The sequence below is a fragment of the Tenacibaculum sp. MAR_2009_124 genome (assembly GCF_900105455.1).
GTDB lineage: Bacteria > Bacteroidota > Bacteroidia > Flavobacteriales > Flavobacteriaceae > Polaribacter.
Window position 1 is genome coordinate 408,900 of record NZ_FNSF01000008.1, and the last position, 24,838, is coordinate 433,737.

Sequence of the window (24,838 nt, forward strand, 5' to 3'; positions counted from 1 at the left end):
ATTTTAACCATGAAAAGTATACCAGAAAATATTGCTAAGCTTACGTATTTAATATTACTAAGTTTATTAAATTCACTATATACTTCTACAATAAAAGCGCAGCAGTTATATCCTGCTAGTTTTGATATAAATACTTTAAAAGGGACCAATGGATTTGCAATACCTGGTATTGATCCAGAGTCTCAATTTGGTGCTGAAACTAAATTCATTGGCGATATCAATAATGATGGTTTTGAAGATATTGGTATTGGTGTTAACAATGCAGATATAAATGGGTTGGATCTCGCAGGAGCTGCTTACATAATCTTTGGAACAAATGCTGGCCTCCCTCCTAATTTTGACATTACCACTCTTAATGGTGCAAATGGATTTGTCGTAGAAGGAAAAGATCGAAGCAAACGAATGGGAGGTTCTATTGAAGGTGTTGGTGATATTAACGGTGATACTATTGACGACTTAGTGGTTGTATACTCTGGAGGCACCATGGTTATTTACGGAAAAGCCACCCCTTTTAATGCTACCTATACTGTTGATTATGCTGATGGTGTAAATGGTTTTCTTATTCAAGGCAGCGCTAACGAAGCAGGTGCTCTTGGAGATGTAAATGGCGATACTATAAACGATTTTATATTAAGTAGGGCTGGTGGTGTCGCACAAATATACTTTGGACGATCTACAAATTTCCCTGCTATTATTAATGCTTCTTGGTTAGATGGCATAAAAGGATTTAGCATCAAAAGATATTCCAATTCATCCATTCCTGGCTATTTAGCAGGTGGTGCAGGCGATATTAATAATGATGGTATTAACGATATTAATTTAGGCGATTGGAAATCTGGAACTGGAGCAAGAACACATTTAATTTACGGAAGAAACTCTTTTCCTTCTGTATTAGATGTAGAAACCATGTCGATTACCGAAGGCTTTACTGTAGACCATTCTGGTGGTAATTTCTTAGCTTTTACAGGATCATTAGGAGATATTAACCATGATGGAATCGACGATTTCTTTTCTGAAAGGGCAGCTATTTTCGGAAAATCACTAACCGATCCTTTTCCTTCCCATATTCCATTGAGCAGTATTCATGATGGCACCTATGGTTTTGTGTTGCCAGGTACGTTAACTTCAGCAAGCATTGGTGATATAAACCAAGACGGAATTAACGATTTTATATCTGTTTATGGAGGAAGTGGATCTGATAGAAACGCTTATGTTATTTTTGGAAGCACAACTGGTTTTCCCAATCCTATTGATGAAACCACATTGAATGGTATGAATGGTTTTATCGTTCCTGGGTTCAAAACATCAAATATTGGTAGACCTATAAGTGGTGGCGACTTTAATAATGACGGAATTTCGGACTTTATTATTGGTAGTCCAAATGAAGTACTTAGTGGAAGTGGCTTAAGAACGGGAGAAGCATATGTAATCTTAGGAGGAGACCATTATGCCATACCTTTAAACGATACCTACCCACAAGTCAATAATGAAACAACTTCTGGTTTTACCATTACTGTTAACGGTCCAGAAACAGGAACCATACACTACGCCATTTTTCTAAGTACGTTTTCTACAAGTGTAACACACGATATTATTACAGGAGGCACGGGAGCAATAACTAATGGTAGTTTTTTAATGAATACCGCAAACACAAGTATTGATGAAGTAATTTCATCTTTATCGGAAGATACCACATATGACATTTATATCTTCTTAGAAGATGGTTCAGGGAACCAAGGAGTGATCGAAAAAATAGATAATGCTAAAACGTTGTCCAGTGGAGATACTACCCCCCCAACGATTACTTGTCCAGGAAATCAAGAGGTGCCTTGCCATACGCATGAGGTTCCAGATTTTACAAGTTTGGTTACGGTTACAGACGCCATAGACCCTTCGCCTACTGTTACGCAAAGTCCTGCTGCAGGAACTCGATTTACAGATGGAATGACAATTACCATGACGGCCACTGATTCTAGTTCAAATAGTAGTACCTGTACATTTATTTTAAATAGAGGGGCAGATACCGAAAAACCAGTGATTACCTGTTTAACATCAGAATCTTTATTTGTAAACGCTACCCTCCCTAATTATTTTTTAAAACTAACAGTTTCTGACAGCTGTACTTCTATTTTCGATTTCACTTATACTCAAACTCCTGCACAAGGAACCGTGTTTACCTCAGACACTAATGTAATTGTAACCGTAACTGATGGGGCTGGAAACAGCGAGAGTTGTTCCTTTTTAGTTACAACACGTCCTTCACCTCCTCCTATAGATTGTACAACAGCTTCGTTGAACTTAAATGATTTAAATGGTAGCAATGGATTTACCATTGAAGGAGATAGAATAAAAGGTGAAACTGGTTATGATGTAAGAAACGCTGGTGACGTAAATGGCGATGGTATTCAAGACTTTTTAGTGGGTTCACCTGGAAAAGCCTATAGGATGAATACCTTACGAGGTATAGAAAGGGGGAATTTCCCAGGTGATGTTTTTGTCGTTTTCGGAAAAAGAGGAAATTTCCTTCCAAACCTCGACACTAAATTACTGAATGGAACTAATGGGTTTAAAATAACAAACGATATTCCAGGTGGAACTTTTCAATTTTCAGGTTATCAGGTAAGCACAGCTGGAGACATTAATAACGATGGAATTGATGATTTAATGTTTAGTGATCCATTCCGTCGTCATGCTTTGGGAAGTGAAATGGGAGAAACCTATATTATTTTTGGTAAAAGAAGCGCTTTTCCTCCAGTGTTTAATGTTTCTGATATTGATGGTACAAACGGATTCGTATTTTTAGGTGGAGCTGCTTTTGATCAATCTGCACTTTCTATTGATTCTGCAGGAGACATCAACAATGACGGTATTAATGATATTATTATTGGTGCTAGATCAGCAAGATGGACGGATACCACTGGTAAATGTTATATTGTTTATGGAAGTTCTAATCCTTTCCCTGCTTTATTAAAAGCTGTCGATTTAAATGGTACCAATGGATTTACCATAAAAGGGAATGCCGATGGAGAGGCTATCGGAAATTTTGTTGCCGGTTTAGGAGATGTTAACGGTGATGGCATTGATGATCTTGGTTTTCAAGGGGGAAGAACAAATAAAACTTTTATCCTTTTCGGAAAAACAGGAAACCATCCACGTACTATTTCTACTGGTGAAATAAATGGTACTAACGGATTTTATGTTGATGTTTCTTCTTTTACATCAAACCGATATAAGACATTAATAAACGGGGTTGGTGACATTAATAATGACGGAATTAATGATATTTTATTCGGAAATTCCTATCTGTTTTTTGGAAAGAATACTCCTTTTTCTGCTGAAGAAGATATAACGACCTTAAATGGGACTAATGGGTTTAAGGTTTCATCAACTCCTACTGTTGCCAGCTCTGGAGGTGATTTTAATAACGATGGAATTGATGACCTTCTTTTAGGAACTTATGGAAGAAGTGTTATTGTTTTTGGAAAAAATACTCCGTGGAATGCAACTATCTCTCCATATTCATTACCTCCTTCTGAAGCATTTATAATTCGTTCTTCTCTTAGAGAATATCCATTAGCAAATTTAGGGGACATAAACGGTGATGGAATTACTGATATCATAATTGGAGAAAAAGAAAGGTTGTACTATGATAGTAGTTCTAGTTTAGATCCTGGTCATGCTTATGTTATTTATGGTTTTTCAGTTCCAGATACAGAGGCGCCTGTAATTACTTGTCCATCTGATCAAATCTTAGCTTCTGGAAATTTATTGCCAGACTATACTTCCTTAGCAACTGTAAGCGATAATTGTGATGTAAATCCAATAGTAACTCAATCTCCTACTGCAGGCAGCACCTATACTCCAGGAATGACCATTACCCTCATTGCAACCGATGTGAAAGGAAATACTAATGATTGTACTTTTGTTGTAAATGAAATTGTTGACTCGGTTCCTCCTACAGCCAGTAATCCATTATCACTGAGTTTTCAGTGCTCTAGTGATGTTCCTACTCCAGATCCTTTAGTGGTTACTGATGAGGCGGATGACAGCATGATTACACCAACAGTTACTTTTATTAGTGATGTTAGTGATGGAGCGAGCAATCCTGAATCTATTACAAGAACCTATCGTGTTACTGATCAAGCAGGAAACCACACCGATGTACAACAAACCATTATTGTAAACGATACCATTAATCCAACCGCGAGTAATCCACCAAATGTAACAGTAGCTTGTTCCTCTGATATTCCTGCTGCCGATATAACTATTGTAAATGATGAAACTGATAATTGTACCGCAAATCCAACAGTTACTTTTATTAGTAATGTTAGTGATGGAGCGAGTAATCCTGAAACTATTACAAGAACCTATCGTGTTACTGATGAAGCAGGAAACTTTATCGATGTAATACAAACAATTATTGTAAACGATACCATTAATCCAACTGCGAGTAATCCACCAAATGTAACAGTAGCTTGTTCCTCTGATATTCCTGCTGCCGATATAACTGTTGTTACTGATGAGACTGATAACTGTACCGCAAATCCAACAGTTACTTTTATTAGTAATGTTAGTGATGGAGCGAGTAACCCTGAAACTATTACAAGAACCTATCGTGTTACTGATGAAGCAGGAAACTTTATCGATGTTACACAAACAATTATTGTAAACGATACCATTAATCCAACCGCGAGTAATCCATCAAATATTGCGGTGGCTTGTTCCTCTGATATTCCTGCTGTCGATATAACTGTTGTTACTGATGAAACTGATAACTGTACCGCAAATCCAACAGTTACTTTCGTTAGTGATGTTAGTGATGGAGCGAGCAACCCTGAAACTATTACCAGAACCTATCGTGTTACTGATGAAGGAGGAAACTTTATCGATGTAATACAAACAATTATTGTAAACGATACCATTAATCCAACCGCGAGTAATCCACCAAATCAAACAGTAGCTTGTTCCTCTGATATTCCTGCTGCCGATATAACTGTTGTTACTGATGAGACTGATAACTGTACCGCAAATCCAACAGTTACTTTTATTAGTGATGTTAGTGATGGAGCGAGCAACCCTGAAACTATTGTAAGAACCTATCGTGTTACTGATCAAGCAGGAAACTTTATCGATGTAATACAAATAATTATTGTAAACGATACCATTAATCCAACTGCTAGTAATCCATCAAATATTGCGGTGGCTTGTTCCTCTGATATTCCTGCTGCCGATATAACTATTGTAAATGATGAAGCTGATAACTGTACCGCAAATCCAACAGTTACTTTCGTTAGTGATGTTAGTGATGGAGCGAGCAACCCTGAAACTATTGTAAGAACCTATCGTGTTGCTGATCAAGCAGGAAACTTTATCGATATAACACAAACTATTGTAATAATTGATACTGCTGACCCGACGGCGAGTAATCCTCCAAATATTACAGTAGTTTGTTCCTCTGACATTCCTATTCCCGATACAACTGTTATTACTGATGAAGCTGATAACTGTACCGCAAATCCAACGGTAACTTTTATCAGTGATATCAGTGATGGTGTTCGAAATCCTGAAACCATTACAAGAACCTATCGTGTTACTGATCAAACTGGAAATTATATCGATATCACACAAACTATCGTAATTATGGATACTGTTAACCCGACGGCAAGTAATCCATCAAATATTACGGTAGTTTGTTCTTCTGATATTCCTGCTGCCGATACAACTGTTGTTACTGATGAAGCTGATAATTGTACCGTAAATCCAACGGTAACTTTTATCAATGAGATCAGTAATGGAGCGAGCAATCCTGAAACTATTACCAGAACATATCGTGTTACTGATGAAGCAGAAAACTTTATCGATGTTACACAAACCATTATTGTAAACGATACCATTAATCCAACTGCGAGTAATCCTCCAAATATTACGGTAGCTTGTTCCTCTGATGTTCCCGCTGCCGATATAACTGTTGTTACTGATGAGGCTGATAACTGTACCGTAAATCCAACGGTAACTTTTACTAGTGATGTGAGTGATGGAGCGAGCAATCCTGAAACTATTACCAGAACATATCGTGTTACAGATGAAGCAGGAAACTTTATTGATGTAACACAAACCATTATTGTAAACGATACCATTAATCCAACTGCGAGTAATCTTCCAAATATTACCTTAGTTTGTTCTGATGATATTCCCGCTGCCGATATAACTGTTGTTAATGATGAGGCTGATAACTGTACCAGAAATCCAACGGTAACTTTTATTAGTGATGTGAGCGATGGGGCTAGTCGTTCTGAAACTATTACCAGAACTTATCGTGTTACAGATGAAGCAGGAAACTTTATCGATGTAACACAAACCATTATTGTAAACGATACCATTAATCCAACTGCGAGTAATCCTCCAAATATTACGGTAGTTTGCTCTGATGATGTTCCCGCTGCCGATATAACTGTTGTTACTGATGAGGCCGATAATTGTACCGGAAATCCAACAGTTACTTTTATTAGTGATGTGAGCGATGGGGCTAGTCGTTCTGAAACAATTACCAGAACTTATCGTATTGCAGATGAAGCAGGAAACTTTATCGATGTAACACAAACCATTATTGTAAACGATACCATTAATCCAACTGCGAGTAATCTTCCAAATATTACCGTAGTTTGTTCTGATCATGTTCCCGCTGCTGATATCAGCTTAATAAACGATGCAACTGACAACTGTACCACAAATCCAACAGTTACTTTTATTAGTGATGTGAGCGATGGAGCGAGCAATCCTGAAATTATTACCAGAACCTATCGTGTCACCGATCAAGCGGAAAATCAAATTGATATAACGCAAACAATCACCGTGCAAGATAGCATCAATCCAACTGCAAGTAATCCTCCAAATATTACAATAACTTGTTCTTCTGATATTCCTGCTGCTGATATCAGCTTAATAAACGATGCAACTGACAACTGTACCACAAATCCAACAGTAACTTTTATTAGTGATGTGAGCGATGGAGCGAGCAATCCTGAAACTATTACCAGAATCTATCGTGTTACTGATCAAGCAGGTAATCTCATTAATGTAACGCAAACAATCATCGTGCAAGATAGCATCAATCCTACTGCGAGTAATCCTCCAAATATTACGGTAACTTGTTCTTCTGATATTCCCCCTGCTGATATCAGCTTAATAAACGATGCAACTGACAACTGTACCACAAATCCAACAGTAACTTTTATTAGTGATGTGAGTGATGGAGCGAGCAATTCTGAAACTATTATAAGAACCTATCGGGTTACTGATCAATCAGGTAATCACATTGATGTAACGCAAACAATTATCGTAAACGATAACATAGCACCTGAAATCGAATGTCCTAATGATATCGTTCAAAATGTAGAAGGTGGTTTATCAACAGCTATTGTACATTACAATTCTCCTGTAGCAACTGATAATTGTTCTACTACTACCATCAATCAAATAGCGGGATTGTCTTCCGGATCTGAGTTCCCCATAGGAACGACCATCATCACTTTCGAAGCAACAGATTTAAAAGGAAATACTAGTACTTGTAGTTTCAATATTACAATAGAAGATGTAAACCCATTTAAGGACAAATACGGATTTTCTCCTGATGACGATGGAATTAATGAGTATTGGGAAATTCCTGGTATTGAAAATTACCCTAAAAACAAGGTATTCATTTATAACAGATGGGGCGATTTGGTTTTCGAAATTTCTGACTATAATAATTCTTCTAATGTTTTTGGAGGAACTGCCAACAAAAAAAGAAGTTTAGGAGCCGATGAACTTCCCGAAGGAACTTATTTCTTTCAAATCAAAATTGACAATCCTCAACATCAAAAAGAACAAACAGGATTTCTTGTTTTAAAACGCTAAACAATGAACATACGATTTATACTACTCATAACGATACTCATATCGTCAGGTTTATCACATACTATTGTAGGACAGCAAACCCCCATTTTTGCGGATTACAATTATAATAGTGTGGTATTTAACCCAGCTCACGCAGGCTTTTACGAGAGTACTGACATCATCATAAACGCTCGAGGGCATTTAAATGATATTGAAGGGAGCCCTAGAAACATTGGATTAAGTTTTAATATGCCTACAAACTCAAAAAATGTTGGTTTAGGTGGTGGTGTGTATAATGATCAAATTGGTGTGAGTCAGATGACCAATATCTTTGGTGCATATTCCTATAAGTTATTTTTTAATTCCGATCGCAGCACTTGGTGGGACTATAATCCTCATGTATTATCTTTTGGAATTACTGGTGGAATGATTATTTATGGTGAAGATTTATTGTCCTTAGAAATTAAAAACGACCCCAATTTTGCTCGAAATATTAATACTCTCGTACCAACCATAGGCGCTGGGGTGTTTTATAACCGAGAGCGTGTTTATATTGGATTTTCCGCTCCCAATTTATTAGGAAACTCATTGTCATCAGAAAATAATGTCAATATCTCTAGTCCTTTTTATTTGTTAACAGGTTATCGTTTTTTTGCTACCCGATTTAAAGAACTAATGATTAATCCGAGCATGCTTATTAAATATGTTGCTGGAGCTCCAATGCAAGTAGATTTAAACACGAAAATAAACTACAAAAACAAATTTGAAGTTGGAGTGGGATACAGAACAAATGCTTCTGTTAATTTTTTAGCTGGATTTAGAATATCCAACAATTGCAGAGTTGCCTATAACTATAATCAAGCACTCAACAACAGTCCTATGAGTACACATGGCATTGTAATGAATTTCCGATTAAATGAGGGATTTCGTTTTAGGTAAATAGTTTAAACATTAAATAGTATGTTCGCGCTCGTCTTCGACGAGTGCTCATTACACATATCTTCATAAAAAATAATTTAACTTAGCTTAACTGTGACAGCACTAGCAAAGATTTAATTCGGACAAATAACTTACTAATTCAATAATACGTCAGCGATCGTCTTCGACGAGTGACCATAAAACATATCAAAATAAATAAAAATAACTTTACCTAACTATGACGGCACTCGTTAAAGACGAGCGCTAGCTAAGGATTTCGTTTTAGGTAAATAACTTACAATTCAATAATACGTTGGCGCTCGTCTTCGACGAGTGCACATAGAACATATCAAAATAAATCAAAATAACTTTACCTAACTGTGACGGCACTCGTAAAAGACGAGCGCTAGCTAAGATTTAGTTTTAGACAAATAACTTACTAATTCAATAATACGTTGGCGCTCGTCTTCGACGAGTGCCCATAAAACATATCAAAATAAATCAAAATAACTTTAACTAACTGTGACGGCACTCGTCAAAGACAAGCGCTAGCTAAGATTTAGTTTTAGACAAATAACTTACTAATTCAATAATACGTTAGCGCTCGTCTTCGACGAGTGCACATAAAACACATCACTATAAATAAAAATAACTTTTCTTAACTGTAACGGCACCCGTCAACGACGAATTCTAGCAAAGATTTAGTTCGAACAAATAACTTACTAATTCAAAAACACAAAATACCATTATCGGTAAAAATAACACCCCTGAAAACAGGGGGACACAATACTGCTAAAAACCCCATTTATGGTGACATAAATTTTTAAATGTGGCTGTAATTTTGATTCGAGAATTAACCACTATCTTAATCATGAAGAGTATCACAGGAAATACTGCTACCTATAAATATTTAATCGTACTTACGTTTTTAAATGTATTGTATACTTCTAGCATCAAAGCCCAAGAATTTGATGTAAGTAATACAATTGAAGAAATAAACACAATTGCCCCCCAGGCTACAAATGATACTGTGCCTCCCACAGGAAATAATCTTGAAACAATTGATAGAACCTATCGTGTAAGTGATGCCTATGGAAACTATACCAACGTACAACAAAACATTCCGACAAAAGACAACACAAAACCCACAGCCGATAAACTCCCTGATGTTAGGATTTGTTGTTTTACCTACCTTCCTGATCCAGATATTTCGGTAGTAAAGAATGCAACTGACAACTATACCACAAATCCAACGGTAACGTTTGTTAATGACACCAGTGATGGACTAAGTAACCCGCAAACCATTACAAGAGTTTATCGTGTAAGTGATAAAGCTGGAAACTTTATGAACCTCAGACAGAAAATCATTATCCATGATACCGTTAAACCGACAGCAATTCCTTTAGCTAATATCATGGTTACCACTATTGATGATATTCCAGCGGCTGATATATACACAGTTGATCCTATTGACAATTGTAATACTGAACCAATAGTTACTTTTGTAGATGATGTAAGCGATGAAATGAGTAATCCTGAAACCATTACCAGAACCTATCGTATTACTGACGAAGCTGGCAATTATAAAGACGTTAAACAACGTATTATTGTAGGAGGTTTATTGAAACCTAGCCTTAGTGACACCCCAAATAACAACGTAGTTTCTCCTACTGAAACACCTATAACTGATGGTCATACTAAATAATGAATTAGTCAATTTCATGACCCCTAATTAAATCCTATTTGAAATGGGTATTTGATTTTAAACAAGCATAAAACAATACATAATTAGATTTTAGTTTTCAATAGTTGATGTTTCTGCTAGTGCTCGTCTTTGACGGGTGCTTGCAGCATCATGTTTTAGCTACGTAATCGGTATTACTTCTTGAAGGCTTCCAATCTTATAATAAGGTTAAATAACGTATTAGGTTTTCTAAGTGTTGAAGGTGCTTAACATAGTCGAGCGTTTTTAATTATCAATGTTCTGTTATCAATAGATCTTATTTATTCTTTGATCACTGAATTACTAACTGTTTATAGCTTCTATTCCTGAAGTCATGCCAGCGTGGCTGGGAAAGGTTTTTGTTATTTTTTTTAATTATCAGTGATCAATGTTTAATTATGAATGCTCAATTTTAGGTATCTAGTTTTTTGTTATCGTCATTACGAACGTAGCCAAAGCGAAGTGAAGTAATCTTCCAAAACCGAGCTCTAAAGTTAATCGGAAATATCAATAAACAGATTGCTTCGTTGCATACTCCTCGCAATGACCTACTAATTAATAATTATCAATTTTAAGTGTTGAGTTCTTTTTAATTTTAAATGTTGAATTTTGAATTCCGCGTCATTTCGACCTTAGGAGAAATCTACACCAACATCAACACAAAAAATAGCAATCAGATTTCTCAGTTGTTGCCTCCTTCGAAATGACAGAACTGGAATTAACAATGATCACTGATCATTGTTAATTGACAATTGTTCTAAGTAGGATGGGATTCCGAAATAAATTTGGAATGACGCTGGGTCTTGATTTTTATATATTTTAAATAATAAGAAAAGCTTCAAAACAACAATTGAAACATTGTTTTTTGAAGCTTTTTTACTTCGTTATGAGAATTTCGCCAAGGGCGATTAATCCCCTTGATTTATTGTTCTACGTGGACTAAGAAAACTCTTTTCCTTCGCTTGTTAGCGGAACTACATTTAAACTTAAGCTATCAAGGTTCAAATAAGATTTTACACCTGGTAACAACGGATCGTCCACTTCAAAAATTAATCGATATCTATATTTCCCTGGAGGTAAGGTTGCTTTTACAGCTCCCGCCCAGTAATAAAAAACTGGAGGTTGTAAAAATGGCCTCCCTTTTTCTTGAGTTCCATAAGGTTCAAGGTTATCGCATATTTTCTCATTAATCACCGTACCGTCTTCTTTAATAAATACGATATTACTAATTCTCGCTGAAGGATTGTAAACATAAGGGTTCACCATTTCATCCATATTCACTGGATATAGTAACCAGTTTAATACCTGTCCTTGGGTACAAACTGTTTCTAAGGCTGGTGTCCCTTTATTTTCACTGTGAAATGAATTATCCGTTAAATACACAGCATCTTCTAAAGACTTCGTTCTATAAATCGTTTTTAAATCGATGGTCGTAACAATATTCAATTGAATTCCGTTAGCAACACCTAATCGTTTACTATCTTTTGTTGCCATGTCTTATTTCTTTTTAATGATTGATTTAATACTTGGTCCGTTAGTAACGGAAAACACTGTTTTTGTATCCCCCACATTAAAATCGATCGTATATCCTAATTTTTTCGCTGGTGCTTTCAAAACTGTCGCTGTCCAAAATGGAATATTCGTTCCGTCGTAATAAGACTTTACGGGCTGGGTAACATAGGTTTTGTTTACCTTGATGGTATTTATTTCAACATACGATTCTACTTCTAAACCAAAAGCACTCCAAACCAGTTCATCACCTTTTTCAATAGCGGTTTCTAAGTTTGCCGTTCCTTCTTTATCTGACCCATTTAACTTATTGTTATCCATAAGATATAGGTTCTTTTCAAGTGTGTTGTTTGATAATACTGCTACAACATCTACAATTGCTTTTATACTTATAATGCTCATGTTTCTGGTTATTAAATTGGTAAATAAGAATCTCCTGCTCCAGTGAATCCGTTTTTCATAGGATCTCTTGAAATAAGAATTGACGCATCAAAAGACATTGTTACTGGCTTCCAATAGGCTGGTGCGTCTTTGGTTTCTTCTATCAAATCAAACAAGGTTACATCCACAGTATACGAAAACTGTCCCTCATGGGCTGTATTTACAGTTGCGCACCAATACCATCCTTCCGTTGAAAAGTTCGGGGAACCGTATTGCGCTGGAAAGATAATACCTAGATCTACTGCTTCTCCTGTAATATTGGTGATAACGGGCGGATGGTATACAATATCGTCTTTATTCCCTGCTACTTTTTCTACCAATTCACCTTTTGTGTTAATTAAAGGCCATGCTGATTGAATGCCCGTTTTTGCATCGTTACTTATATGAAGCCCTGCCGCACCAAGTGTGCTCTCTTGCAAGTGATTTCTTAAATCAACTAGCTGGTCTTCTTTATTTTGTTTTGCCTTTTCTCCTTTTAAATTTTTATTATCTAATAAAGGTAACTTACTCAATACCGACTCAATAGTTTTGCTTTTATGATGTGCCGTTCTTTGAACAGATCTTGGTAAATCGTTAATGTCGATGGCTAACCAGTTCATTACTTCTTCTCCCGCTTGACTTCCATCGTACCAATAGGTTCCATTTACTTTAGATACTAAATGATTTGTTCCTTCATGCTCAGACCCAAAACCTTTCATGTTTCCAATAAGGTACACATGCTCCTGCAAATCTTTGGTTTTTAAAGCCGCTTTTACATCGACCATCACCATAATTCCGAATTGTTGACTCATAATTTTAGCTTTTAATGATTAATAATGTGCCGGTAAAATTTTTAATGCAGGTGTCTGGATTTCCAATACACTCTTTTCTCCTTTACCAATTTGCAGCACAAGATTGTAGTGATATTGTACGGCATGATCTGCAACACGAGGAACAATTCCTGTCCATACTAGAGCATCTAAATTTTCATCATCAGTATTTCGAGGTTCCGATGGATTCGATGAAAATGAAATTTCTTTGATACTTACAGGTGTTTGCACATCAACCGCTTTTACAGTCCAATGTATTTTTTGATAGGGTACGCAAGACGTTACCAGTTTTGATCCTCCCTGATTCTTATTCGCAAAAGGGCTATCATCCACCATCACGCAGTTTCCTTCAAGACTTTGATCTAACAAAGCCTTGATAGCATCTACCATGATCATAATGTTAATTTGATTTGACATATTATTGTTGGTTAGTTAATCTAATGCATTATTTTATTTAAAATTTATCTCTGATTAATGGTGTTTTTCCATGGGCGGTTCTGAAAATTTTATTCGACCCTTTTTCAACTACTTCTACAAAAAATTGATAGTTACTTTTTTCAATATACCCTCTATTGGCTTCCCAAGTATTAAACAAAGGAAGTGATTGTATAAGTGCTTCCACAAAAAGAGTATTGATTGTTTCTTCTCCTAAATTGGCAATGCTCTTTTGAAATTCATCTGCTTTTAATGCTGATACTATCAAGGTAAGTTCTTTTGATTTTCGGTCATTTAAAAACTGAATTTCAATTGCCTGTTCTTTTAAAGGAATCTCTTCTTTTTCTAGTGTTGCAAAAAGTTTCTTTTCTGCTTTTGGTGCCGAAAAATGAGAGTCTCCTAAATGAATTACATCACCACTTCTTCCTTTAAATAAAAACTGTTCTGTTTTCAGTTCAGGAGTATTCAATCTTTTTAATCGCACCACTCGATCTCCTAGTTTATAGCGAATATTGGGTACTTTATTGGTATGTAATCGAGTAATAACCAACTCTCCTTCTTCTCCTTCTTTTACCCATTTTCCATTTTCATCAACGATTTCAACAAAGTGTAATCCTGGCACGGTTGATAAAGCCTGATTTGCATGGTCTAGTTGTAAACCGATAGTCTCTGCCTGTGTAGCCGCAAAATAACTGAGTATTTCAACTTGAGGATATACTTCTCGTAATGCTTCTTCTTGCTTATTCGACATCAATCCACTTCCATACATGGCAATTTTAAAGCTATTCCTTCTTTCTTCATCCATCCCTCGACCGAAATCAGCCAGTAGAGCAATTGCATTGGAAGTAGACATAATAGCTTTTTCTCCTTTATAAGACATCATATGCTGAAACACCTTAGTATTTAAAGGCCCTGCTCCTAAAAAGTTTACCTTCGGAATTTTCTGTAACACACCTCCTACCATGGTTCCACTACTCCACATTTGATAATCAGCCAATGTCGTAGCCATCCATTTTGGTCCTTCTTTTGAAAGGTATTTATCGGTAATAAACTTCCCCATGAATTCTCCTGCCATTTCATAGGTTTCTTGAAGTTCTTCTAATTCATACACCGTTTCTAAAGGAACTCCTGATGAAGTACCTCCACTTGCCACGATTTCAAAACCACCTTCACTAAAAGGAACAATCATCCCCTCTCGCTTGCCGTTAAAAGCCGCAACCATGGTTTCTTTATCCGTTAACGGAATGCTTTGCCATGCTTCAAAATTTTTGGGTACTTCGGTGATTCCTGCTTCCTTCAATCTGTTTTTCCAAAATGGATTAAAAAACAAATTGTTGGTCATTTGTTGCAATCTTCTTAAGATAATGGCTTCCTGAATATCGAAATCGAACTCGTAAAACTTCTTTCCAAGTTGCTTTTCAACTTCTTTTATTTTATGATAGAAATGAGGTTGCTGAATAACTTCTTGAATGTTTTTTACCGACAATTCCTTTTCAGGAATTAGTTTTTCGGCAAGCGTTACCTCATCACTATTTTTTATTGTTATTATTTTATTTTGTTTTATTGATACCTCCTTTTCTAAAGTATCTGGCGTTGAAATATTAGTGCTCATCGTTAACTTATGTTTTTATAATACCATTTGGTATTGAAGAGGTTTGTATAATTGTTTTTCCTATTACTTTAATTTCTTGAAGTAATGTTTTAAAATGATTTAATTCGGTGTTATGATTCATGAACACCACTCTTAAAGCTATTTTTCCATCGAGACTTACTTTTGAAATAAAGAAGTTTCCATGTGCTTTGAGTTGATCTCTAATTTTTAATTGGAAATCGGTTATTTGGATGGCGTTTTCTTCGGAGGGTATATATCGAAAACACAGCATATTCGCCTCTGGCTGATGAAGTACTTCAAAATCGTCTTCTTTATTGAGTTCTTGATATGCTCTCTGTGTAAGGTTGTATAGATAATCTATTTTCTCCTCAAAAACCGATACTCCATGAAATGCCCAAACACCCCATAAATTCATAATCATAGGTCTTTTGGTACATTCAATATTCTTTTTTGCTCCATCGTATTTGGTATACTCGTCTTCTTCTTCTTCAAAAACATAACTTGCTGTTTGACGAAAAGCCAATTTACTTTTACGTTTGTCTTTATAAAAAAGCATGCTACAAGTTCCTGGAATAAACATCATTTTGTGAGCGTCCCAAGTAATAGAATCGGCTCTATTAATTCCTTTTAACTTTTCTTTTTGCTGTTGAGAAAGTAAAAAACTAGCGCCATGTGCACCATCAACATGTAACCAACAATCTCTTTCTTCAGCAACCTCAGCAAGTTTATCAATCGGATCAAAGGCGCCTACCGCTGTTGTTGCCGCATTGGCCACGATACAAAATACTTTAAACCCATTTTCTTTTGCTGCGGATAATGTTTCTCCTACTTTAGAAACATCTACCTGTCGCTTATCATTTATCGGTAATAAAATAATATTATGTCTGCTTAAACCGAGCATTTCAACGGTTCTAATAATGCTATAATGGGCTTCTTCACTTACAGCAATAGCAGGAACCTCTCCCTCTTTTATACTTAAAATTCCTTTTTTCCAAAACTCTGGGAAGTAGTAATTTCTTGCCGATAACAACGCTGTTAAATTTGCCAAAGACCCTCCAGTAGTAGTAACCATATCGAACTCATTCGCTGGATACTTAATGAACTTATTTAACTCTTTCGCCATAAAGGTTCTTACCACACTTGGTAATTGAGCTGCCTCATAAAAAGACGAGGGCTGACTTAGCATAGAGCTAATAAAATCAAACACTCCAGCAATTGGAAATACCGAAGAAAATTGTCGTCCCATATATCCTGGTGAATTCGCTTGGACACCCGTTTTTAAATACAAATCAACAATGTTGCTTAATTTTTCGTTTAGGTTCTTATCATTTTGTGAATTCATGACACCCAAAACCTCCGTCATTAAGTCTTGCGGATTTTGAACATTAACTCCTCGAAGCTCGCTCTTACTTTGGGTTAAATAATTTTCTATTTTGGTAAGAATCAATTCGGATTGTTCTTCAAATAAAAGGGTATCGAAAACCTTTTTATAATCGACTAATTTTTGTTCCAACTCATGGACTGCCGTTGAATAATTTTCAACCAACTCCTTTTTTTTCACTGTCACTTCCATAGTTCAATTTTATAAATTGGTATCAAGAATATCTCTGAAGAAGGGTACTTTACCTACTTCTGTCCTATGAATTTCAGAAGAATCCTTTTCTACAAATTTTATTTCAAATTGATATCCTAATTTTTCAACAGTATCGAAGTTGATAGAGGATTTACTATACAAGCCCATTGAGTTTACTAGAGCGTCTTTCACTAAACATTGCATTCCATACACACCTAGTTTTCCTCCTATAATTTGTTGATTTTGGATAGCATTTTCAGAAGTCAATAAAACCGATAGCTTTCTTTCCTTTCTACGATTCACTATTTGAACATGTGAGGCTATCATATCCACATCAAAAGCATATACGTTTTTTAAGGCATTCTTTAAATACTCGTAGGTATTTAACGCTGAAAACTGATGATCATCTAAATGAATAACATCACCACTTCTTCCTCTAAATTCAAATTGAAATGCTTTTAACTCTTTCTCATTTCTTAACGGTAATCTAACAGCTCTATCACCCAATTTAAATCTAATTAAAGGAGCTTCGTTACAATGTAATCTTGTAATTACTAACTCGCCTTCTTCTCCTTCTTTTACCCACTTTCCATTTTCATCAACGATTTCCACAAAATGTAACCCCGGAACAGTCGTTAAGGCATTATCATTCTTATCTAACTGAATAGCAATAGCTTCCGCTTGCGATGCAGAAAAATAACTTAGTATATCAAGATTTGGATATAATTCTTTTAATTCTGCTTGTTTTTTTGCTGGTAATAAACCACTACAATACAATCCTAAACGCAGGCTATTTCTGGTTTCTTCGTCTAAATCATTTCCATACTCATAAAGACTTCCTATTTGCTCGGTGGTACCTAAAAACACTTTTGGACCTTCATAATTCATCATTAAATGATATACCTTTTTGTCGATAGGACCCGCAGCAATATAATTAGCTCCTGGTATTTTTTGTAAAACACCTCCTACCATGGTTCCACTACTCCAAAGTTGATAATCCGCATAGGTGGTAGTTACCAAAGGTGCCTTTTCTTTTTTATCAAAAAATCGATTAAAAAGTTGATTCGCCATAAACTTCCCCGAAATATCATAGGTATCTTCTAACTCTTTTAATGAATACACCGTTTCCGAAGGTTTTCCGGTACTGGTGCCTCCACTCGCTACAATTTCGAACCCGCCATTTTCAATCGGCACTACCATTCCTTTTCTATCTTCTGAGAAAAAAGAAATCGCCGTTTCTTTATCGGTTACAGGTAACTTTTGCCAATCTTCAAAACTTTTTATCGGTTTGGTAACTTCAAAATCTTTAAATCGTTGTTTCCAATGTGGGTTTAATTCTAAAATATTTTTTATTTGTTGTAATCTCAATAAGATAATCTCCTCTTGAATGGCAGAGTTTAAAGAATCAAAAGAAGCTCCTTTAAAATGTTGTTCAACTTGATGTAATTTTTCCGAAAATCGAGACAATCCTATTACTTGATTTATAGATTTTGGTTTTAGCTGATTGGCTGGGTATATTTTTTTCAGGAAAGCTTTGTAATCAGCTTCTGGGTTTGTTTTCTTACTCATTTAATGTAGTTTTTTTGTTTGGTACTAGGCTTTCTCCTATTCTCTTAATTTCAGTTAGAAGCTCATTGAAATGAACCATAGTTACTTCATGATTCATGAACACTACTCTTAAAGCAGTTTCCCCTTCGATTTCAACTTTAGAAATAAAGAATTTTCCATCTTCTTTTATAATATCTCTTATAGTTAATTGTACATCTTTTACTTTTAGATCATTTATATTCTCAGGTGAATACCTAAAGCACAGAATATTTGCTTCTGGTTTATGCAATGGATAAAAATCTTTTTCTAATTTTAGTTTATAATACGCTTGCTTGGTTGTAGCGCATAACTCTTCCAATTTTTGAGCGAAAAATTCTCTTCCATATAATACCCATGGAATCCATAAATTCATAATCATAGGTCGTTTTGTACATTCGAAACTCTTCTCCCCTCCATCTAAATTGTTCGAATCGCTTTCAAATATGTAGCTCGCTTTTTTATAGAATGTTTGCTGAGCTGCCTCTTTATTTTTGTAAAATAAAAGCGTACAGGATGCAGGTAAAAACATTGTTTTATGCGCATCTAAGGTGAAAGAATCTGCCAATTCGATTCCTTGTAATTTTCCTCTTAATTTTTCTGACACTAAAAAACTTCCCGCATGCGCTCCATCTACATGTAACCAATAGTTCTTTTTTTTACATAATTCTGCCAAATCATTTAACGGATCAATAGCGCCTACTGGAGTAGTTCCCGCCGAAGCCACTAGACAAAAAACAGACAACCCACTGGCTTCCGCTTCTTCTAGTTTTTGTTCAGCCTGAATCATGCAAATCTGACCTTTTTTATTCACTGGTAATGACACTATTTGGTCTTCTCCTATTCCAAGAATACCAACAGCTCTTTTTACTGAATAATGAACATCTGAACTCATGGCTACGGCAGGAACTCCTTTGGATGAATTGTTTAAATAATAAAAGTTCGGGATTTTACAATTCCTGGCCGTTAACAACGCTGTTATGTTTGCTAAAGACCCTCCAGAAGTAGTAACAACATCATATGTGTTTTTTTTCCACTCTAGTAAATTTCCAAATTCATTAGAAATAACCTTTTCAACAATACTTGGCAATTGAGCCGATTCATAAAAAGAGGAAGGCTGACTCATCATAGAGGTCAATAAATCAGTTAGCCCTGCAATTGGCACCACACCTGAAAATTGCCTCCCCATATATCCTGTTGAATACACTGGAATTCCAGTTGCAATATAAAGATCTACGATTTCCTCATAAATTTTCATACTTACCTCTCCGTCAAAATTTTTATGACTTCTTTTCGTGTACTCTTCTACTAATTCTTCTAAACGATTTGGTCGAATTAACTGTAATCCTCTAGAAGAAGTATTGTTTATATTCTTACTTAACTTTTTAACCGCTACAGAAACGGCCTCTCTAAGGATATTAGCATCAAATGCTTTTTGAGTTTTAGGTATAGATATATCATGATCAAGAAGCATTAGCTCCTCATCAAAAGAGTTGTTTTTGTACATGTTGTTTGGTTCATTTATCGTTCTCCTTTCTGAACAATATCTTGTTTAGAAAAGAAAATCTTACTCCATAATTCATGGAATTATCTTGTAATACTTGTTTAAAATTATAGTAAAAAAAATGTGTTAAAGAATAAATGACACCAACAACAACTTTTTGTTTACAAACAGCAAAAAACAATATGAACATCAAAAAACTCACACTTAAGTTCGAAATACAAACACTTAAGGGTTTTCTAAAAAACAGGGGTTGATATTTCAATAATTTAGACATCGAGCTCCATCATCAACACATTAATTAAAGGAGTAATTAGCTCGATTTTAAGGATGAATATTAAAATACTTATCAGAGTTTCTCTATCAATTTTAAACACAATTAATACCAAAGGATTTGTACACAGAAACAAAAAAAATACTCGTTATACGTAAAAAAATAGAGGTATCTAATCGTTTAAAAGAAAGCTTAGAAAGAAAACCTTATTATCATGTAGATGTGGTTACTTCGGGAGGAGAAGCTATAAAACTTGTTGAAAAAAACGAGTACGACTTATTATTGGTTGATCTTTATCTGAATGAGTCAAATAAGACCAACGGAATAGACTTGATAAAATACTTGTCGGAAAAAAGTAGCTTTAAACATGTGTATATTTCAGACCAAGGAACTATGGATATTATTGATAAGGTTAAGGAAACGAATCCTTCCACCTTTATCATCCCTCCATTTACAACAAACTCAATTTTTGCTCAAATAGAAATCATTCTGAATTCAGGTAATAGTAACTCTTACCTCAGCTATTCATATAAAGGGATGCAACAGCAAATTTCGTTAGCCAGCATTAGTCACGCAAAATCAGATGGAGCCTATATTAAATTATTTAGTAGTTGTGGGAAACAATACTTTGTACGAAAATCTTTATCGAACTTAAGAGAGTTATTACCTTCTGCTTTTATCAGAATACATAAATCTATTTTAATTAACAAAGACTATGTTCAAGGGTACTCTAGTCAATATGTAAAAGTAAATCGAGAAAAGTTACCTATTGGAAGAGCGTATAAAGAACTTTTTTTATCGCAAGTAAAGGAATCTACTTTTTCGTTTTAGGTATTTTTAAAAAATAAAACAGCATTTAAAATAAACTCAGCAATTTGCTCCTATTCATCTTCGAAACAGGTACTCTTCTTTCATTTTCCAAAACAATATATCCTTCATTTTCAAAAGCTCTTATTTTTTGAAGATTTATAATATGAGATTTATGGCATTTAAAGAAACTATCACTTAGCATTTTTTCATATTTTCCAATATTGTAAGAGCTTATAATTTCCGAAGTATTTGTATGTATTTTCGTATAACCATCATACCCTTCAATATGTAAAATTTCATTATGTGGAATAAAAAGCAATCCTTTGTTTGTAGGAATCACCAACTTATTTGAGTTGGACGTCGTTTTTGCAAAATGATTTAACAACCGTTCGTTTTTAATTAGTTTATTTTTTTGATTTACATTTTTTAATGCATTATTTATCATAGATTTTAGCTCATCATTATCAATTGGTTTTAACACATAACCGATAGCGCTGTACTTAAAAGCTTCTATTGCATAATTACTATATGCAGTAACAAAAATAATTTCAAAATTAGGATTTGTAAGTTTTGCTAAAACGTCAAACCCTGTTAAAACAGGCATTTCAACGTCTAAAAATAAAACATCAGGATTATTTCTATTGATAAAAACAATAGCCTCTTGTGGATTCTGAAATTTTCCTATAATACTAATATTCGGAAAAAAACGACTTATCTTTAAGGCTAAACTTTCAAGTGCATTTTCCTCGTCATCTACTAAAATGGCGGTTAATTTCATTCACTACAACATTTTAAAAGTTAGCGTTACCGAAGTTCCGGTTATTTTATTGTTGTTTAAATGTACTATTTTTTTTACTACTTTCCATTTTTTAGATTGATTGATTAACGCTATTCTATCTTTCATGATTTTGGTAGATTTTGAAGTATGCTTTTTAATTGAATTTTCCTTAATTTCCTGTGCTTTTTTAAAACCAACTCCATCATCTTCTATTGTTATTTTAAACTCGTTTTTAGTTATATTTTCAATATAAATAATAATATTTCCTTTTCTGTTATTGTGAAAAACTCCATGGTTTACCGCGTTTTCTAAAATTGGCTGTAATAACATCGTAGGAATACTCGTTTTTAAATTGATGCTCTTATCAATTATAAACTGATAGTTTAAACCATCGCCAAAACGCATTTTTTCAATTTCTAAATACCCATTTAGTAAATCAATTTCCTGCTGTAAGGTAATTGTTTTTTCCGCGGAAAAATCGAAAAACATTCGTATTAATTTGGAGAATTTAACCAAATATTTTTCTGATAAATCAATTTCATTTTTAGTAATATAATACTGAATTGCATTTAACGAATTAAATACAAAATGAGGGTTCATTTGCGAACGTAATGCATATAATTCTTGCTCTACTAATTGTTGTTTAACTTTAACTTCTTGTTTTGATTTTTCCTCTATTCTCTTTTTATTCCATTGGTACAAAAAGTATAGAAATACTAAGAATACAAAGAAAGCAGTTCCTTTAAACCAATATGTTTGATACCATAATGGAAGCACTATTAAGGTAATGACTTTGGTTATTGATTGCTGTTTATGATTGCTTACCTTTAAATGTAAACGATAGGTTTTAGGAGCTAATTGACTAAAGTTTATTTCAGAAGTATTTGTATGTATCCATTTTTTTTGAATTGGATTCAATTTGTATTGATATCTTAAATTTTTCTGGTTACTATAATTAACTGCTCCAAAAGAAATGTTTAAGCTACTGTTTTCTTTATATGGAAAAGAAATAGTGTCACCTTTATAAGAAATACCACTAGCAGTTAGTGCCTTTATGTATAACTTTTGAAGTTGATTAATTGGTTTTCGTCGTAATGAAATTACTGAAACACCAATATCTGTAGCTACGAACAGCGAGTCGTTTTTAACGGTCACGCTGTTTGTTTTATTAGATAGCAACCCATCTGTTTCAAAAAAAGACTGTGTTATTTGATATCCGTTTTCTTGTTTTATAGCTTTATGAACTCCTTTTTCAGTTGCTAACCAAACGCTTTTATCGGTGTTAATAAAAATATTTTGAACACTTAAGTTTTCAGAATTATCAATAAACATTACTTCTTTCCCATCAGTGAAATAAGCACCAAAGCCATCTGTACCTACTACAGTATAATTATTATTAAATTGTGTTTGAAATAGTATAGGTTTTTGAAATAAAGAATGCTTCTCTAATTTAAAAAAAACATCATTTTGTAAAGAATACAAACCAGATTGATTCCCTATAAATAACTGCGTATTAGTTTTTGAAAAAGAAGACACGCCAAATAATTTATATTCTTTTTCAACTATAAAATTTTTACTATTTATTTTATGAACTCCGAAAGAATTATTACCATATAATACTCCTTTAAAACCAATTAATTTACGAGCAAATTCATTTTTAAAATGTTCATATTTTGGTGTACTTACTTTTACTTTTTTAATCGTTTTATTTTTATAGCTGTAAACATCATATTCCGAAGAAAAAAAAGTAGTTTTAAGAGTATCAATATAATTGATTCCATATTGAAATCCGCTATTCTTTATCAAAGAACGTAAGTTGTTGTCTTCTAAAATAAAAAAACCTTCTTTGTAAACACCCGCATATATCTTATCTTCTATATATTTTAATTGCTGAATTTTTTTACCTTCTCCCAATATTTGTAGCTGTTGTTTTTCTTTTGGGAGCATAAAAACACCTTTGTTAAAAGTTGCTGACCAAATATTACCTGTCTTATCCACAAAAGAAAAATGACTGTTCCTCTTTTCAGGAATAGATACCGTATTTTTTAGCCTTCCGTTTACATCTAAATAACTCACAAAATTCATCCCTGTAAGTTGTATATGATTATTCACATTATGAAACCTAAAATATTTAAGATTACGAGGTAAATTTTGAGAAGCATAAGTATGCGTATGTATTTTTTCTGAATTAAAATTTTCAATAACATAATGCTGCTTAGCTATGCTAATATATAAGCTATCGTTAATCTGACCATTTTCTGATGTTGTTTCAAGTATTTCTTTTTCGATTGGAAATATTTTTTTATTTTTTTCTTTATAAAAAACAATATTATTTCCTTTTTTACCAACACTGTGAAAACGAATTGTTGGATGTATTACTTTTTGTTTTGAATAGCGTTCGTTGTTGGATATAAGATTTTTTGTAGCTTTCCAAAGTGAATCCTTTAAGGTATAGTGAAAAATTCCATCATTAAACCCAACCTTATTTTTAACTTGAAATATAGCTCTAGGGTATAATGTTTTATTGGTTTTGGTAGCAAAAGCATATACACTATCATTTTTAATATAACCCAATTTATTTGATTTAGAGAAGTACCAAACTTTATTATCGGGTGTAATTCTAATATTCCAAATATCGTTGGTAGGCAATCCGTTTTTTGTAGTAAATGTTTTAAAGGTTTTTCCGTCGTATTTTACCATTCCTTTATCGGTAATAAACCATATAAAACCTTCATAATCTTGTGTTATTCTATATACATGGTTACTTGGCAATCCGTTTTCTACTGAGAAATTAGTGTATTGCTGCGCATATGAAAAACCCCATATTAATAATAAAAGTAATGTACTCTGATATTTTTGTAGTCTCAAGGAAATAGATTTTAAATATTAAAACCTTCGTGTTTATTCAAATTTAACTAAAAGTATGTTTTTTTTAATAATTGATTCATTTATTTAAACTAACAGATTAAAATATTTAAAGTTTAGAAAAGAAGTGC

14 protein-coding genes are annotated in these 24,838 nt (G+C 34.1%); 4 read left to right on the forward strand and 10 right to left on the reverse strand.

The features are described from left to right. Nucleotides 1-9: 9 nt before the first annotated feature. The 3 genes from BLW23_RS21840 to BLW23_RS21850 all read left to right on the forward strand — a co-directional run bounded on the left by BLW23_RS21840 (nucleotide 10) and on the right by BLW23_RS21850 (nucleotide 10,498). On the forward strand, nucleotides 10-7,896 hold the full coding sequence (locus BLW23_RS21840) for an HYR domain-containing protein (protein ID WP_093673944.1): 7,887 nt from the start codon (nucleotides 10-12) through the stop codon (nucleotides 7,894-7,896). Between the two features lie 3 nt (nucleotides 7,897-7,899). Next, nucleotides 7,900-8,814: a PorP/SprF family type IX secretion system membrane protein gene (locus tag BLW23_RS21845; RefSeq protein ID WP_093673946.1), complete on the forward strand. Its 915-nt coding sequence runs from the start codon at nucleotides 7,900-7,902 to the stop codon at nucleotides 8,812-8,814. An 850-nt stretch (nucleotides 8,815-9,664) separates the two neighbouring features. Continuing rightward, on the forward strand, nucleotides 9,665-10,498 hold the full coding sequence (locus BLW23_RS21850) for a hypothetical protein (RefSeq protein WP_093673948.1): 834 nt from the start codon (nucleotides 9,665-9,667) through the stop codon (nucleotides 10,496-10,498). A gap of 957 nt (nucleotides 10,499-11,455) precedes the next feature. Here BLW23_RS21850 and BLW23_RS21855 read toward each other — a convergent pair. Genes BLW23_RS21855 through BLW23_RS21890 form a run of 8 tightly spaced genes read right to left on the reverse strand, consistent with a single transcriptional unit; the run spans nucleotide 11,456 to nucleotide 19,986 of the window. Beyond that, a complete protein-coding gene (locus tag BLW23_RS21855) occupies nucleotides 11,456-12,010 on the reverse strand; it encodes a hypothetical protein (protein ID WP_093673950.1) in 555 nt (184 codons plus the stop codon). Between the two features lie 3 nt (nucleotides 12,011-12,013). After that, complete coding sequence (locus BLW23_RS21860; protein ID WP_093673952.1) at nucleotides 12,014-12,427, reverse strand: hypothetical protein; 414 nt, start codon at nucleotides 12,425-12,427, stop codon at nucleotides 12,014-12,016. 11 nt (nucleotides 12,428-12,438) lie between these two features. Continuing rightward, nucleotides 12,439-13,257, reverse strand: a complete 819-nt coding sequence (locus BLW23_RS21865) for a hypothetical protein (protein WP_093673954.1) — start codon at nucleotides 13,255-13,257, stop codon at nucleotides 12,439-12,441. 18 nt (nucleotides 13,258-13,275) lie between these two features. Beyond that, nucleotides 13,276-13,692, reverse strand: coding sequence for a hypothetical protein (locus BLW23_RS21870; RefSeq protein ID WP_093673956.1), 417 nt, complete (start codon nucleotides 13,690-13,692; stop codon nucleotides 13,276-13,278). Between the two features lie 37 nt (nucleotides 13,693-13,729). Next, entirely contained in the window at nucleotides 13,730-15,322 is a 1,593-nt protein-coding gene (locus BLW23_RS21875; RefSeq protein WP_093673958.1) for an acyl-CoA synthetase family protein, read from the reverse strand. A 7-nt stretch (nucleotides 15,323-15,329) separates the two neighbouring features. After that, nucleotides 15,330-16,895 carry a pyridoxal phosphate-dependent decarboxylase family protein gene (locus BLW23_RS21880; protein WP_093673960.1) on the reverse strand — a complete coding sequence of 522 codons (1,566 nt, stop codon included), beginning with the start codon at nucleotides 16,893-16,895 and terminating at the stop codon, nucleotides 15,330-15,332. Between the two features lie 9 nt (nucleotides 16,896-16,904). Next, on the reverse strand, nucleotides 16,905-18,464 hold the full coding sequence (locus BLW23_RS21885; protein ID WP_093673962.1) for a phenylacetate--CoA ligase family protein: 1,560 nt from the start codon (nucleotides 18,462-18,464) through the stop codon (nucleotides 16,905-16,907). Further along, a complete protein-coding gene (locus tag BLW23_RS21890; RefSeq protein ID WP_093673965.1) occupies nucleotides 18,457-19,986 on the reverse strand; it encodes a pyridoxal phosphate-dependent decarboxylase family protein in 1,530 nt (509 codons plus the stop codon). Before BLW23_RS21890 ends, BLW23_RS21885 begins: the two co-directional genes overlap by 8 nt. Nucleotides 19,987-20,374: 388 nt before the next feature. Between BLW23_RS21890 and BLW23_RS21895 the strand changes: the two genes are divergently transcribed. Next, a complete protein-coding gene (locus BLW23_RS21895) occupies nucleotides 20,375-21,085 on the forward strand; it encodes a LytR/AlgR family response regulator transcription factor (protein WP_093673967.1) in 711 nt (236 codons plus the stop codon). 25 nt (nucleotides 21,086-21,110) lie between these two features. Here BLW23_RS21895 and BLW23_RS21900 read toward each other — a convergent pair whose 3' ends face one another. Further along, a complete protein-coding gene (locus BLW23_RS21900) occupies nucleotides 21,111-21,842 on the reverse strand; it encodes a LytR/AlgR family response regulator transcription factor (RefSeq protein WP_093673969.1) in 732 nt (243 codons plus the stop codon). A 3-nt stretch (nucleotides 21,843-21,845) separates the two neighbouring features. Continuing rightward, nucleotides 21,846-24,710, reverse strand: coding sequence for a sensor histidine kinase (locus tag BLW23_RS21905; RefSeq protein WP_093673971.1), 2,865 nt, complete (start codon nucleotides 24,708-24,710; stop codon nucleotides 21,846-21,848). Nucleotides 24,711-24,838: the final 128 nt, after the last annotated feature.